The organism is Pseudomonas sp. ATCC 13867, assembly GCF_000349845.1.
Taxonomy (GTDB): domain Bacteria; phylum Pseudomonadota; class Gammaproteobacteria; order Pseudomonadales; family Pseudomonadaceae; genus Pseudomonas.
This window is the reverse complement of record NC_020829.1, coordinates 3,784,646-3,797,793: the sequence shown is the minus strand read 5'-3', so window position 1 is coordinate 3,797,793 and position 13,148 is coordinate 3,784,646. Positions and strand designations below refer to the sequence as shown.

Sequence of the window (13,148 nt, the reverse complement as noted above, 5' to 3'; positions counted from 1 at the left end):
CTCCCCGACCGGCCGCACCAGGGCGTCAGCGGACACGCAGCTCGACCTCGGCCTCGACGGACATGCCCGGGCGGATCAGGCCCTTGAGCGGGTTGTCGTCGGCGAAGGTGATTTTCACCGGGATGCGCTGCACCACCTTGGTGAAGTTGCCGGTGGCGTTGTCCGGCGGCAGCAGGCTGAACTGGGCGCCGGAGGCGGCGAACAGGCTCTGCACTTCGCCGTCGATGGGGGTGTCGGGGAAAGAGTCGAACACCAGCTTGACGGTCTGTCCCGGACGCATGCGGCCAATCTGGGTTTCCTTGAAGTTGGCCTGGATCCAGATGCCATCGTCCGGCACCAGCGACAGCAACTGGGTGCCGACCTGCACGTACTGGCCGATGCGGGCGTTGCGCTGGCCAACCAGGCCGCTCACCGGGGCGCGGATTTCAGTGCGGGCCAGGTTGAGTTCGGCCTGGGCGATATCGGCGCGGGCGCTCTCGATCTGCGCTTGCAGGCGCTGGATGTCGGTACCCAGGGTGTCGCGCTGGATGCGCTGGGCCTGCAGGTCGGCCTGGGCCTTGGCGACCTGGGAGCGGGCGACGCGGGAGTCGGCGGTCAGGGTAGTGACGCGTTCTTCCGAGACATAGCCTGGCCCCCGCAGCGCCTGGGCGCGGCCAAGGTCGACTTCGGCGCGCCCCAGCGTCGCCTGGCTGGCGTTCACGTCGGCCAGGCTGGCGGCGATGTTGCTCGATTGGCCTTTGAGCTTGCTGTGCGCCTGTTGCAACTCCGCCTCGCGGGTAGCCAGGGTGGCCTTGGCGCGATCCAGGGCGAGCTTGAAGTCGTCGGCTTCGAGCTTCACCAGCAGTTGGCCTTTCTCCACGTGCTGGTTGTCCTGCACCAGCACCTCATCGATGCGGGCGCCGAGCTGGCTGGCAATACGGGTGATCTCGCCCTGCACGTAGGCGTTATCGGTTTCCTCGACGAAGCGACCGATGAAGTACCAGCGCGCCAGGAAGGCGAGGGCGACCACCACGAGGATGACGAAAAACACGGTCAGGCGACGTTGCAGTTGGGCAGGCATAGGTAAACGAGCGTTTGGTTGGCGAAAAATGTTTGCCAATGTAACAGTGTTCCGTGGCGGCACGTAGCCGCTACACTTCGGAAACTTTGTTGCTTATAGGGAACAATCATGGGGCTGGATGATGCGCTGATCTTCACCCGCGTCGTGGAACTGCACAGTTTTACCCAGGCCGCGCAGAGCCTAGGCATGCAGAAGTCCACCGTGAGCCGGCGTATCGTCCTGCTCGAAGAGCGCCTTGGCGTGCGGCTGCTCAACCGCACCACTCGCAAGCTGCGCCTGACCGAAGTGGGACAGGCGTATTACGACCGCTGCCGGCAGATCATGCACGACTTCGCCGAGGCCGAGCAGGCGGTGATGCAGTTGCAGCAGGCGCCGTCGGGGCTGCTGCGGATCACCGCGCCCATCGAGTTCGGGCAGATGTACCTGGCCAAGGTGCTGGGGGGCTTCATGGGGTTGTATCCACAGATCACCGCCGAAGTCGAACTGACCTCGCGCAGCGTCGATCCGCTGGAGGAAGGCGTGGACATCGTGATCATGGTCGGCCAGCCGGAAGACTCCACGCTGATCGCGCGGCGCATGCTGCTCACCAATCGTTGCCTGTGCGCGAGCCCCGAGTACCTGAGACTGCACGGCCATCCGCAACAGGTCGAGGAACTGGTTGGCCATCGCGCCGTGCTGTTGCAGTCCGACTCCCAGCGCTACTGGCCGCTGCGTGGCGAGACGATTCCCTGCCATCGCGTGCTGTCGTGCAACAACATCACTTTCGCCCGCGAGGCGGTGCTGGCCGGTGCCGGGATTGCCTCGCTGCCGGAACTGATCGTCGACCAGCAACTGGGCAGCGGAAGCCTGGTGCGCGTATTGCCACAGGTGCAACTGCCGGTCGGCGAGCTTTATGCGGTCTATCCGTCGCGGCGCTTCCAGGCGATGAAGGTGAAGGCCTTTCTCGACTTCCTGATCAACAACCTGCCGCTCGATGCGGAGCGTTGGCTGGAGCCGGGGGCGGCCCGCCTGATAACATCGCGTCCATGAGCGCGTGTCCCGGCCCGCGCTGTCCTCACCGATTCACATGAGAGCCTTCATGACCACTGTCCGCACCCGTATCGCGCCGTCCCCTACCGGCGACCCGCACGTCGGCACCGCGTATATCGCGCTGTTCAACCTCTGCTTCGCCCGTCAGCACGGCGGCCAGTTCATCCTGCGTATCGAGGATACCGACCAGCTGCGCTCGACTCGCGAATCGGAACAGCAGATCTTCGACGCGCTGCGCTGGCTGGGCATCGAGTGGGACGAGGGCCCGGACGTCGGTGGTCCGCACGGTCCGTACCGGCAGAGCGAACGCGGCGCCATCTATAAGCAGTACAGCGACGAGCTGGTGGAAAAAGGCCACGCCTTCCCCTGCTTCTGCTCCGCCGAGCGCCTCGATGCGCTGCGCGCCGAGCAGCAGGCGCGCAAGGAAACCCCACGCTACGACGGCCACTGCATGCACCTGTCCAGGGAAGAGTCGGCCAAGCGCATCGCCGCCGGCGAATCCCACGTGGTGCGCATGAAGGTGCCGACCGAGGGTGTCTGCGTGGTGCCGGACATGCTCCGCGGCGACGTGGAAATTCCGTGGGACCGCATGGACATGCAGGTGCTGATGAAGGCCGACGGCCTGCCCACCTACTTCCTCGCCAACGTGGTCGACGACCACCTGATGGGCATCACCCACGTCCTGCGCGGCGAAGAGTGGCTGCCCTCGGCGCCCAAGCTGATCAAGCTGTACGAGTACTTCGGCTGGGAACAGCCGGTGCTCTGCTACATGCCGCTGCTGCGCAACCCGGACAAGAGCAAGCTGTCCAAGCGCAAGAACCCCACCTCCATCACCTTCTACGAGCGCATGGGCCTGCTGCCCCAGGCGCTGTTGAACTACCTCGGCCGCATGGGCTGGTCCATGCCCGACGAGCGCGAGAAGTTCAGCCTGGCGGAGATGATCGAGCACTTCGACCTGTCCCGCGTGTCGTTGGGCGGCCCGATCTTCGACATCGAGAAGCTCTCCTGGCTGAACGGCCAGTGGATTCGCGAGCTGTCGGTGGAGGACTTCGCCAAGGAAGTGCAGAAGTGGGCGCTCAACCCCGAGTATCTGATGAAGATCGCCCCGCACGTACAGGGCCGGGTGGAGAACTTCAGTCAGATCGCTCCGCTGGCCGGTTTCTTCTTCAGCGGCGGCGTGCAACTGGACGCCAAGCTGTTCGAGCACAAGAAGCTCGACGCCACCCAGGTTCGCCAGGTGCTGCAACTGGTGCTGTGGAAGCTCGAAGCGCTGCGCCAGTGGGAAAAGGACCGCATCACCGCGACCATCCAGGCCGTGGCCGAGCACCTGGGCCTCAAGCTGCGTGACGTGATGCCGCTGATGTTCCCGGCCATCACCGGCCAGGCCAGCTCGGTGTCGGTACTCGACGCGATGGAAATCCTCGGTGCCGATCTGTCGCGCTACCGTCTGCGCCAGGCCCTGGAGTTGCTGGGTGGTGCATCGAAGAAAGAAGCCAAGGAGTGGGAGAAGATTCGCGACGCCATCGGCGCCTAATATCTTTCCTACACTGGAGAAGGCCGGTCGCCGTCAGGTGCCCGGCCTTTTTCATACCTGCGCAGCCCATTTGGCGCGGCCGGAGGAGGGCGCGCGGCCCGCTCGTTCCGCCGGCCGGAAATCGGGACGGTCACATAAGTGATTGTTCTTTGGGAGAAAAAAATTAGAAATCTGAAAAAATCTTGTTGACAGGGTTTCGTCTCGCCCCTAAGATGCGCCCCGTTCCAGCGACGAACTGAATGACAGAGCGAAGCGGAACGGTAGATCCAGCGGTACTTTGGGGCTATAGCTCAGCTGGGAGAGCGCTTGCATGGCATGCAAGAGGTCGACGGTTCGATCCCGTCTAGCTCCACCAATTTCTTATGGACAGAGAGTCCAGTAAGTTTCGTCGATCCAGGCGGAGCTGAAATCGAAGGTTTTGCGTCCCCTTCGTCTAGTGGCCTAGGACACCGCCCTTTCACGGCGGTAACAGGGGTTCGAGTCCCCTAGGGGACGCCACTATCCAGCGACGATGCGTTCGCGTCGTCAGCCAGAGTGATCTGGGGCTATAGCTCAGCTGGGAGAGCGCTTGCATGGCATGCAAGAGGTCGACGGTTCGATCCCGTCTAGCTCCACCAATTTCCCATTCGGGATGAAGCCAGAATCCACCATCGGGTGGGTTTCTTCGAAGGATATGTCCCCTTCGTCTAGTGGCCTAGGACACCGCCCTTTCACGGCGGTAACAGGGGTTCGAGTCCCCTAGGGGACGCCATTTTTACCGCTCTGCGGTGCCTATAGGGCCACTCAGTTTTCGAGTGGCCCTTTTGTTTTTCTACCTTCCGAAAATCGTTCTCCCGATCAGTGGTCGCACTTTTGGCTTGCCGATTTTTATTATGAGAATAATATTTCACCCATAATATTTATCCGAGTGAGAAGCCAGACATGAGCGACAAGAAGGCCCAGACCCGCGAACGCATCCTTTCCGCCGCCACCCACGCGCTGCTCAAGCGTGGCCCGGTCGACCCCAGCGTCGGCGAGGTGATGGCGGCGGCGGGGATGACCGTGGGGGGGTTCTATGCGCACTTCGAGAGCAAGGATGCGCTGATGCTCGAGGCTTTCCGCCAATTGCTGAGCAAGCGCCGGGTCGGCCTGAAGACGTTCGACCCGCAACTGAGCTTCGCCGAGCGTCGCGCCCTGGCGGCGCAGTTCTACCTGTCGCGCAAGCACCGCGACACCGAGGACGAAGGCTGTCCTATCCCCAGTTCCCTGAGCGAAGTGGCGCACCTGCCGGAAGGCTTTCGCGCCGCCCTGGAGGAGCATGTGGAACTGATGGTGGCGAGCCTTGCCGGGCGCCCGGAGGAAATCGACGCGGTGCTCAGCGATATGGCCCTGATGATTGGCGGACTGGCGTTGGCCCGTGCCCTGGGCAAGGGCGACCTGTCCGATCGTGTCCTGCGTGCCGCGAAAAAAGCGGTGATCTGAGGAGGTACGGAAAATGAGCAGTCTGAACTGGGTTCGAGGAATCAACGCCACCCTGGGCCGCGTTGCGCCGCAATGGGCGGCGGGGCGCATGCGTCAGCTGTTCATGACGCCCCATGAGTTGCCGCCGCGCGACTGGGAGCTGCCGCTGCTGGCCAGTTCCGAGCGCATCACCCTGCGCTTCGGTCTCTCCGCGCTGCGTTGGGGCGAGGGGCCGGCGGTGCTGCTGATGCACGGTTGGGCGGGGCGTCCGACGCAGTTCGCCGCGCTGATCGAGAAGCTGGTCGGCGCCGGCTACGGGGTGATTGCCCTCGACGGTCCGGCCCACGGCCGCTCGCCGGGCAGCGAGGCGGATGTCGTGCTGTTCGCCCGTGCCCTGTTGGAGGCGGCCGGCGAGCTGCCGCCCCTGCGCGCGGTGATCGGCCATTCCCTGGGCGGTGCCAGTGCGCTGTTGGCGACCCAGATGGGGCTGCGCACCGAGACCCTGGTGACCATCGCCGCGCCGAGCAAGGTGCTCACCGTGCTGCGTGGTTTCGCTCGCTATGTCGGCCTGCCGCCGGAGGCGCGTGCGAGCTTCATTCGCCAGGTCGAGCGGCAGGCGGGCATTCCGGCCAGGCAGTTGGACGTGGCGCGCTACGAGTTGGGCATGCCGGGGCTGGTGGTTCATGCCGAGGATGATCGTCAGGTACGGGTGACGGAGTCCGTCGCCATCCACGAGTCCTGGCCAGGCAGCCGGTTGCTGCGGCTGCCGAGCGGCGGGCACCATCGCGTGCTGGCCGAGATCGCGCTGTCGGAGGCGGTGCTGGAGTTGCTGGAAGGCGTCGATGAGCCACTCGCGCTGGCGTTGGCATCCTGAGTCATCCGGCGGTGCGATGACGGCGGCCGTGAGCCGCCGTTTTCGTTGGGGGATGGCCCGGTGCGGGTCGTCAGGCCTGGCGGCGTGGCGTAGACTTCCGGACATTTCCGGCCGCCCCGGCCTGGGCGCGAGGTCTTGCGTACGCGGGTGGCTGATTGGGGGAACGCATGAGTCTGTCGATGGATTGGGTGCTGCAACAGGCGCGCCCGGTCATGCCGGTGCTGGTGATCGAGGATGTGGCGCTGGCGGGGGATCTCGCACGCGCGTTGCATGACGGCGGGGTGCGGGTATTGGAAGTGACCCTGCGCACGCCGCAGGCGCTGGATGCCCTCGCTGAAATCCGCCGTGAGCTACCCGAGATGATCCTCGGCGCCGGTACCCTGATCCACACCGAGCAATTCCAGGAAGCCCGCGATGCCGGTGCGCAGTTCGCCGTCAGCCCGGGCTGCACGCCGCGACTGGTGGCGGCCGCGGAAGATGCGAAGATGCCTTTCCTGCCGGGCGTGATGACGCCTTCCGAGGTGCTGGTGGCGCTGGAGTACGGCTATCGCTCGCTGAAGCTGTTCCCCGCCGACGGCAATGCCGCGATCAAGATGCTCAAGAGCCTGAAGGCGCCGTTCTCCGGCATCCGCTTCTGCCCGACCGGCGGCATCACCCAGGAGAACCTGCTCAACGTGCTGCGTCTGCCCAATGTCGCCTGCGTCGGCGGCACCTGGATTGCGCCGCCCAGCCTGGTGCGCGCCCGCGCCTGGGATCAGATCACTCAATTGGCCATCGAAGCGCGCGAGCTGGCCGCAAGCCTGGAGCATTCTTCATGAGTTGGCAGTTGCCCGATCCGTTCGTCATCGACATCGTGGTCAAGGCGGAAGACATCGACGGTCTCGGCCATGCCAACAATGCCGTCTACGTCAGCTGGCTGGAGCGCTGCGCCTGGCGCCACTCGCAGAGCCTGGGGCTGGATCTGGTGGAGTACCGCCGGCTGGACCGCGCGATGGCCGTGGTGCGGCATGAGGTGGATTACCTGGCCGCCGCCTATGAAGGCGATGAGCTGCAATTGGGCACCTGGATCGTCGAGTCCGACCAGCGCCTGCGGATGACCCGGCATTTCCAGCTGGTGCGGCCTGCCGATGCACTGACCCTGCTGTGCGCGCAGACCACCTTCGTCTGCATCGAACTGTCCACCGGCAAGCCCAGGCGCATGCCGACGGAGTTCATCGAGGGTTACGGCCGCGCCTTGCTGTCGCCGGAAACCGTCGCCAGCGGCGCGTGATCCGTCGCGCCGCGCTTTTCCCGGCGCGGCGCATTCCCTACAATCCGCGCCCTTCGCCATAGCCGAGATTCCCCAGTGCAGATTGCCCTGGCCCCGATGGAAGGGCTGGTAGATGACATCCTCCGCGATGTGCTGACCCGCGTCGGCGGCATCGACTGGTGCGTCACCGAATTCATCCGCATCAATGACCGCCTGCTGCCGCCGTCGTCCTTCCTGGCGCTTGCCCCGGAGCTGGCGCATGGCAGCCGCACCCGCGCCGGCGTGCCGATGCGCGTGCAACTGCTCGGTTCCGATCCGCAGTTGCTGGCGGAGAACGCCGTGCAGGCCTGCGAGCTAGGCGCCCCGGTGATCGACCTGAACTTCGGCTGCCCGGCCAAGACCGTGAATCGCTCCCGTGGCGGCGCGGTGCTGCTGAAAGAGCCCGAGTTGATGTTCAGCATCATCGAGGCCGTGCGCCGTGCGGTACCCGCACAGATTCCCGTGACCTCGAAGATGCGCCTGGGCTACGACAGCCCGGACGGCGCCATCGACTGCGCCCGCGCGCTGGCCGACGCCGGCTCCGCCCATGTGGTGGTGCACGCGCGGACCAAGGCCGACGGCTACAAGCCGCCGGCCCATTGGGAGTGGGTGGCCAGGGTGGCCGATGCGGTGAAGGTGCCGGTGTTCGCCAACGGCGAGGTGTGGACGCTGGAGGATTACCACCGCTGCCGCTCCATCAGCGGCGTGGCGGACATCATGCTCGGGCGCGGGCTGGTGTCCCGCCCGGACCTCGCCCGGCAGATCGCTGCCTGGCGCGACGGCCGCGAAGTGGTGCCGATGCCCTGGTCGGAAGTGCGCGTACTGCTCGACGACTTCTGGCGCCAGGCCCGGCGCAAGCTGGCGCCGCGCTATGCGCCGGGGCGCCTGAAGCAATGGCTGGGGATGCTCACGCGCAGCTATCCCGAAGCGCTGGAGCTGTTCGCCCGGGTGCGGCGCGAGCATGACTGCGAAGTGATCGACCGGATGATGCAGGTCGAGATCGAAGAAGCGGCCTGATGCCGGGTTGCTCTTCGTAGGAGCGAGCTTGCTCGCGAACAGATCAACCGACTGAAATCGGCGCCCGGGCGGTTCGCGAGCAAGCTCGCTCCTACAAAAGCGTGGCCCAGGACAACGCCGAGTCAGCGCCCGCCGCTGACGTCGATGAACCCGCCGGTGCTGTAGCTGGATTCCTCCGACGCGAGGAACAGGATCGACCGTGCCACTTCCTCCGCTTCGCCGCCCCGGCCCAGGGGAATCGCCGATTGCAGTCGCTCCACGCGCCCCGGCTCGCCGCCGCTGGCGTGGATCTCGGTCCTGATCAGCCCCGGCCGCACGGCATTCACGCGGATGCCTTCGCCGGCCACCTCCCTGGCCAGGCCGATGGTCAGGCTGTCCACCGCCCCCTTGGCCGCCGCGTAGTCGATGTACTCGTTGGGCGAACCCAGGCGCGAGGCCATTGACGAGACGTTGACGATACTCCCGCCGTTGCCGCCATGCCGGCGCGCCATGCGCTTCACCGCCTCGCGGCAGCAGAGGAAGGTGCCGGTGACGTTCACCGCGAACACCCGCTGCAGGCGCGCCACGTCCATGTCTTCCAGGCGCATCTGACGTTCCAGGATACCGGCGTTGTTCACCAGCACGTCGAGGCGACCGAACGCGTCGTCCACTTCGTGGAACAGACGCAGCACGTCCGCCTCGTTCGCCACGTCGGCGGCGAAGGCTTGCGCTGTTCCGCCGGCGGCGGTGATCCGCGCCACCAGCGCCTCGGCCGCTTCACGCTCGCGGCGATAGTTGAGTGCCACGGTGAAGCCGCGCTCGGCGGCGAGCAGCGCGGTGGCGGCGCCGATGCCGCGACTGGCGCCGGTGATCAGCATGACCTGGGCCATCGATCATCTCCTGTTGCGAAGGGGGCTTGAAATGGATTTCCACAGCCCAATCTATGTTCCTGCGGGAGGCCGAAGACGGGTCCCGCAGCGGAGTTCTGAAGTCAGGCTCCAGATCATACCTTGCTGAAAATTTCAGGAGATTCGCATGAGCAACGTCCTTTCCCTCGCCCCGCTGTTCCGCCAGTCCGTCGGCTTCGATCGCTTCAACGACCTGTTCGAATCCGCCCTGCGCAGTGAAAGCGGCAGTTCCTACCCGCCCTACAACGTCGAGAAGCATGGTGACGACCAGTACCGCATCGTCATCGCCGCCGCCGGCCTGCAGGAAGAAGACCTGGAGCTGCACGTGGAGCGCAGCGTGCTGACCGTCAGTGGCGGCAAGCGCGAGAAGGCTTCCGAGAGCGTCACCTACCTGCACCAGGGCATCGCCCAGCGTGCTTTCAAGCTGTCCTTCCGCCTGGCCGACCACATCGAGGTCCAGGGCGCGTCGCTGAAGAACGGCCTGCTGAGCGTCGAGCTGGTGCGCATCATCCCGGAAGAAGCCAAGCCCAAGCGGATCGCCATCAACGGCCAGCGTCCGGCCATCGAAGGCTGAGTATCGTCTCGGCGATAGCCGAGTCGTAGCCGCATGGTAAAACGCCCGTCTCGAAAGAGACGGGCGTTTTCGTTTGTGCCTCGATCAGGCGTTTTGCCCCAGCGGCGCCGAGCGATTGCGCCACCAGGCGATGATGATCGCCGCCATGAGTACGAAGCCCAGATAGCCCATTACCGGGTAGACGATCCCCACCAGCTTGACGAAGCCGACCTGGCTGCCGATGAAGGCGAGCACCACGGCGGCCACGGTGGCCACGCGGAAGGGCACGCCGTAGGCGGCGCAACGCGCGGCCAGGGTATAGGCGAAGCCGCTGGTGGTGCAGTAAAGCTTCACCAGCAACAGGGCGAGCATCACGTCGCCGAACCACGGCGCGATGTGGTTGCTCAGCAGCAGGGTGGGAATGGCGCTGTCGCCGATCACATCGATCTGCACCAGCATCACCAGGGCCATCGCCAGGATCAGCACGCCGACCCCGGCTCCGCCGATCACACCGCCCAGGCCGGCCTTGCGCAGGTTGGCCACGCTGCTGCCCATCACCACCACGGCGGCCGCGGTGGCGGCGACGTTGTAGGACACGTAGAGGAAGGCGCTGAGCAGCCAGTTGGGCGCCGGGTGCGGCAGGGCGAGGGCGATCTGTTCCAGCTCGGCCAGCGGCTTCTGGATATGCGTCAGGGCGTAGATGGCGATGATCGCCACGATGACCATCAGCACCGGCGTGATCAGGCTCATCAGGGTGATCACCCGCTTCAGGCCCAGGCACACGGTGATGATGGTCAGCACGCCGAGGACGATGCCGCCGATGGAGTGGCCGATGCCCAGTTGCTGTTCGAAGGACGAGTTGGCGCCGGCGAACATGACCACCATCGTGCCGAACAGGAAGAAGGTCAGCATCAGGTCGACGACGCGGCCCAGCGGCTTGCCGCAGATGAACTCCATCGCTTCCTTGTGCGACTGCGTCTGCAGGCGGCTGCCGATCTGGTAGAGGTTCATCAGCAGGAAGGCGAACAGCGCCAGCGCCACCGCGGCGCCTGCCAGGCCCATGATGCCGAATCCGCCGAAGAACTGGAGGATCTCCTGGCCCGAGGCGAAGCCGACGCCTACCACCAGGCCGATGTATGCCCCGCCGAGCTTGAGACTGGTTTTCATGATCGAGACTCTGTTGTTGTTATGAAAGCGGCCCCGCCTGGTGCGGAACCGCAAGGATCATGCTTCGCCGACGAAGGCCTGGATTTCCACTTCGACGTCCACGCCCAGCGCCAGCGCCGAAGCCACGCAGGAGCGTACCGGCAGGCCCTGGTCGAAGTAGCGCTGGTACACCTCGTTGAAGCCGGCGAAGTGCGCCATGTCGGACAGCCACACGGTGGCCTTCACCACCTGGGAGAAGTTCGCGCCGCAGGCTTCCAGGCTCTCGGCGATGCGGGTCATCACCGCTTCGGCCTGGGTCTGGATGTCGCCCTTCACCACCTGGCCGTCCGCGCTCATCGGGATTTGCCCGGACAGGAACAGGAAGCCGCCGGCCTTGACCGCGCGCGAGAAGGGGAAGGGCAGGGGGCTGGGGTAACGCTGGATATCGCTCATGGGATTGCCTCCGGTAGGACTCAACGCAAGCGCGCCGGGCTCAGGCGCAGGGGATCAACGCCTTCCTGGCGCAGGGTTTCGGGGAGCGGCTGGCCGAGCAGCAACGACTGGGCCAGGCAGGAGACGCCGTCGGCCGACTGGATGCCGTAGCCGCCCTGGGCGGCCAGCCAGAAAAACGCCGGGTTCTGCGCGTCCTGGCCGATCACCAGGTCTCCGTCGGCGACGAAGGAGCGCAGGCCGGCCCAGCTGTGGTTCGGCCGGCGGATCGCCAGGGTGGTGTGTTCCTCGATGTGGTGAATGCCCAGGGCGATGTCGAGTTCTTCGGGCTGGACGTCCTGCGCCTCCACCGGGTCGGCGTTGGCGGGCGAGCCGAGCAGTTGGCCGGCGTCGGGCTTGAAGTAGAAGCTCTCGTCGATGCCGATCACTGTCGGCCAGTGGCTGACGTCCACACCCTCGGGGAGGGCGAAGGTGAAGGCGGTGCGGCGGCGGGGCTGCAGGCCGATCGGGCGGATGCCGCAGCGCTCGGCCACGTGATCGGCCCAGGCGCCGGCGGCGTTGACCAGTTGCGCGGCCTGGACGGTTTCGCCCTGGCTCAGTTCGAGCGTCCACAGCCCGTCGGCGAATCCTGCCGACAGCAGCTCGCGGTTGCAGCGCAGTTCGCCGCCGCGCTGGCGCAGCGCGCGCAGGTAGCCCTGGTGCAGCGCATGCACGTCGAGGTCGCGGGCGTCGGGTTCGTACAGCGCACCGGCGATGGCGTCGGCACGCAGGACGGGGAGGAATTCCAGCGCCTGTTCGGTGCTGATGCGCTCGACGCCGGGCGTGGCTTCGGCCTGCTTGAGCAGCTCGACGTGTTCCGGGCCGCCGACGTACAGGCAGCCGCGCGGAGTGAGGATCGGGTGCTCGCTGAAGCCGGCTGGCGGGTTCTCGTAGAAGGCCCGGCTGGCGCGGGTCAGCGCCTGGATCTGCGGCGTTCCGTAGGCCTCCATGAACATGGCGGCGGAGCGCCCGGTGGAGTGGTAGCCGGGCTGCTCTTCGCGCTCGAGCACCAGCACTCGGTGGGTTTCGCTCAAGCGGTAGGCGAGGGAGGCGCCGGCAATACCGGCGCCGATGATGACGATGTCGAATGGTTTCACGGCAAGGACCTTTTACAGGCTTTCTCTTATGTGAGAAATCTAAGATATGAGAATTTTTGCGGTAAAGGCAAGGCCCGGTAAACTTTCCGCACCCACTTCCGAGATGTCCCATGAGCGAAACCGCCCAAGCCCTGCCCAAGCCACAGCAACTGGACCGGAACGAAGTCGGCGCGCGCCTGCGGGCCGTGCGCAAGCAACAGAAGCTGACCTTGAAGCAGCTCTCCGACCTGTCTGGCGTGGCGGTTTCCACGTTGTCGAAAATGGAGCTGGCGCAGGTCGCGGTGAGCTATGACAAGCTGGCGGCAGCGGCCCGCGCGTTGCAGGTGGATATCGCCCAGTTGTTCCGCCCGCTACCGTCCGTCGGGGCCCAGGCCGGGCTGAAGACCTTCGTGAAGACCCGCGTCGATGATGCCGCCGGCTACGACACCGGCGGCTACGAGTACTACCCGATCGCCGGCGACTTTCCGCAGCGCAGCATGACCCCGCTGTATGCGCGCATCTTCGCCCGCGAGGTGGGGGACTTCGATGATTTCGTCCGCCACCCCGGCCAGGAGTTCGCCCTGGTGGTGTCCGGGCGTGTGCGCATCCAGTTCGAGACGGGCGAGTCGGTGAGCATCGGCCTGCGCGAGACGGCTTACTTCGACAGCAGTGTCGGCCATCTTTATCTGAACGACGGCGAGGCGGACGAGGCGCAGGTGATGGTGGTGATGTCGGAGTTGCGCCCGGCCGGCTGA

Annotated in this window: 14 protein-coding genes and 4 tRNA genes; 13 read left to right on the top strand and 5 right to left on the bottom strand. The window is 65.6% G+C overall.

Annotated features, from left to right (window positions below):
- Positions 1 to 25 precede the first annotated feature (25 nt).
- Entirely contained in the window at positions 26 to 1,060 is a 1,035-nt protein-coding gene (locus H681_RS16845; RefSeq protein ID WP_015478081.1) for an HlyD family secretion protein, read from the bottom strand.
- Positions 1,061 to 1,168: 108 nt separating this feature from the next.
- Between H681_RS16845 and H681_RS16840 the strand changes: the two genes are divergently transcribed.
- The 11 genes from H681_RS16840 to H681_RS16790 all read left to right on the top strand — a co-directional run bounded on the left by H681_RS16840 (position 1,169) and on the right by H681_RS16790 (position 8,242).
- A complete protein-coding gene (locus tag H681_RS16840; RefSeq protein ID WP_015478080.1) occupies positions 1,169 to 2,089 on the top strand; it encodes a LysR family transcriptional regulator in 921 nt (306 codons plus the stop codon).
- 49 nt (positions 2,090 to 2,138) lie between these two features.
- A complete protein-coding gene (gltX, locus tag H681_RS16835) occupies positions 2,139 to 3,623 on the top strand; it encodes a glutamate--tRNA ligase (RefSeq protein WP_015478079.1) in 1,485 nt (494 codons plus the stop codon).
- Between the two features lie 279 nt (positions 3,624 to 3,902).
- A tRNA-Ala gene (locus H681_RS16830) sits at positions 3,903 to 3,978 on the top strand.
- A gap of 67 nt (positions 3,979 to 4,045) precedes the next feature.
- Positions 4,046 to 4,121: transfer RNA gene (locus tag H681_RS16825), tRNA-Glu, on the top strand.
- A gap of 43 nt (positions 4,122 to 4,164) precedes the next feature.
- Positions 4,165 to 4,240 (top strand) — tRNA-Ala (locus H681_RS16820).
- A gap of 58 nt (positions 4,241 to 4,298) precedes the next feature.
- A tRNA-Glu gene (locus H681_RS16815) sits at positions 4,299 to 4,374 on the top strand.
- 170 nt (positions 4,375 to 4,544) lie between these two features.
- Positions 4,545 to 5,084, top strand: a complete 540-nt coding sequence (locus tag H681_RS16810) for a TetR/AcrR family transcriptional regulator (RefSeq protein WP_015478078.1) — start codon at positions 4,545 to 4,547, stop codon at positions 5,082 to 5,084.
- Positions 5,085 to 5,097: 13 nt separating this feature from the next.
- Complete coding sequence (locus H681_RS16805; RefSeq protein WP_015478077.1) at positions 5,098 to 5,937, top strand: alpha/beta fold hydrolase; 840 nt, start codon at positions 5,098 to 5,100, stop codon at positions 5,935 to 5,937.
- 167 nt (positions 5,938 to 6,104) lie between these two features.
- Entirely contained in the window at positions 6,105 to 6,755 is a 651-nt protein-coding gene (locus tag H681_RS16800; RefSeq protein ID WP_015478076.1) for a bifunctional 4-hydroxy-2-oxoglutarate aldolase/2-dehydro-3-deoxy-phosphogluconate aldolase, read from the top strand.
- On the top strand, positions 6,752 to 7,207 hold the full coding sequence (locus H681_RS16795) for an acyl-CoA thioesterase (protein ID WP_015478075.1): 456 nt from the start codon (positions 6,752 to 6,754) through the stop codon (positions 7,205 to 7,207). The genes H681_RS16800 and H681_RS16795 overlap by 4 nt, the downstream gene beginning before the upstream one ends.
- 75 nt (positions 7,208 to 7,282) lie before the next feature.
- On the top strand, positions 7,283 to 8,242 hold the full coding sequence (locus tag H681_RS16790) for a tRNA dihydrouridine synthase (protein WP_015478074.1): 960 nt from the start codon (positions 7,283 to 7,285) through the stop codon (positions 8,240 to 8,242).
- A 122-nt stretch (positions 8,243 to 8,364) separates the two neighbouring features.
- Here the strand turns inward: H681_RS16790 and H681_RS16785 are convergent, their stop codons facing one another.
- Positions 8,365 to 9,111: an SDR family oxidoreductase gene (locus tag H681_RS16785; protein ID WP_015478073.1), complete on the bottom strand. Its 747-nt coding sequence runs from the start codon at positions 9,109 to 9,111 to the stop codon at positions 8,365 to 8,367.
- Between the two features lie 145 nt (positions 9,112 to 9,256).
- Here H681_RS16785 and H681_RS16780 point away from each other — a divergent pair, with 145 nt between their 5' ends.
- Complete coding sequence (locus tag H681_RS16780; protein ID WP_015478072.1) at positions 9,257 to 9,703, top strand: Hsp20 family protein; 447 nt, start codon at positions 9,257 to 9,259, stop codon at positions 9,701 to 9,703.
- An 84-nt stretch (positions 9,704 to 9,787) separates the two neighbouring features.
- Here the strand turns inward: H681_RS16780 and H681_RS16775 are convergent, their stop codons facing one another.
- From H681_RS16775 to H681_RS16765, 3 genes are read right to left on the bottom strand one after another with little or no spacing between them, the layout of a single operon-like run.
- Positions 9,788 to 10,849: a YkvI family membrane protein gene (locus H681_RS16775; RefSeq protein ID WP_015478071.1), complete on the bottom strand. Its 1,062-nt coding sequence runs from the start codon at positions 10,847 to 10,849 to the stop codon at positions 9,788 to 9,790.
- A 57-nt stretch (positions 10,850 to 10,906) separates the two neighbouring features.
- Positions 10,907 to 11,281: a RidA family protein gene (locus tag H681_RS16770; RefSeq protein WP_015478070.1), complete on the bottom strand. Its 375-nt coding sequence runs from the start codon at positions 11,279 to 11,281 to the stop codon at positions 10,907 to 10,909.
- 20 nt (positions 11,282 to 11,301) lie between these two features.
- Positions 11,302 to 12,414, bottom strand: coding sequence for an NAD(P)/FAD-dependent oxidoreductase (locus H681_RS16765; RefSeq protein ID WP_015478069.1), 1,113 nt, complete (start codon positions 12,412 to 12,414; stop codon positions 11,302 to 11,304).
- A gap of 110 nt (positions 12,415 to 12,524) precedes the next feature.
- Between H681_RS16765 and H681_RS16760 the strand changes: the two genes are divergently transcribed.
- The gene (locus H681_RS16760) at positions 12,525 to 13,148 is read left to right on the top strand and encodes a helix-turn-helix domain-containing protein (protein ID WP_015478068.1); all 624 of its coding nucleotides are present in this window, start codon (positions 12,525 to 12,527) and stop codon (positions 13,146 to 13,148) included.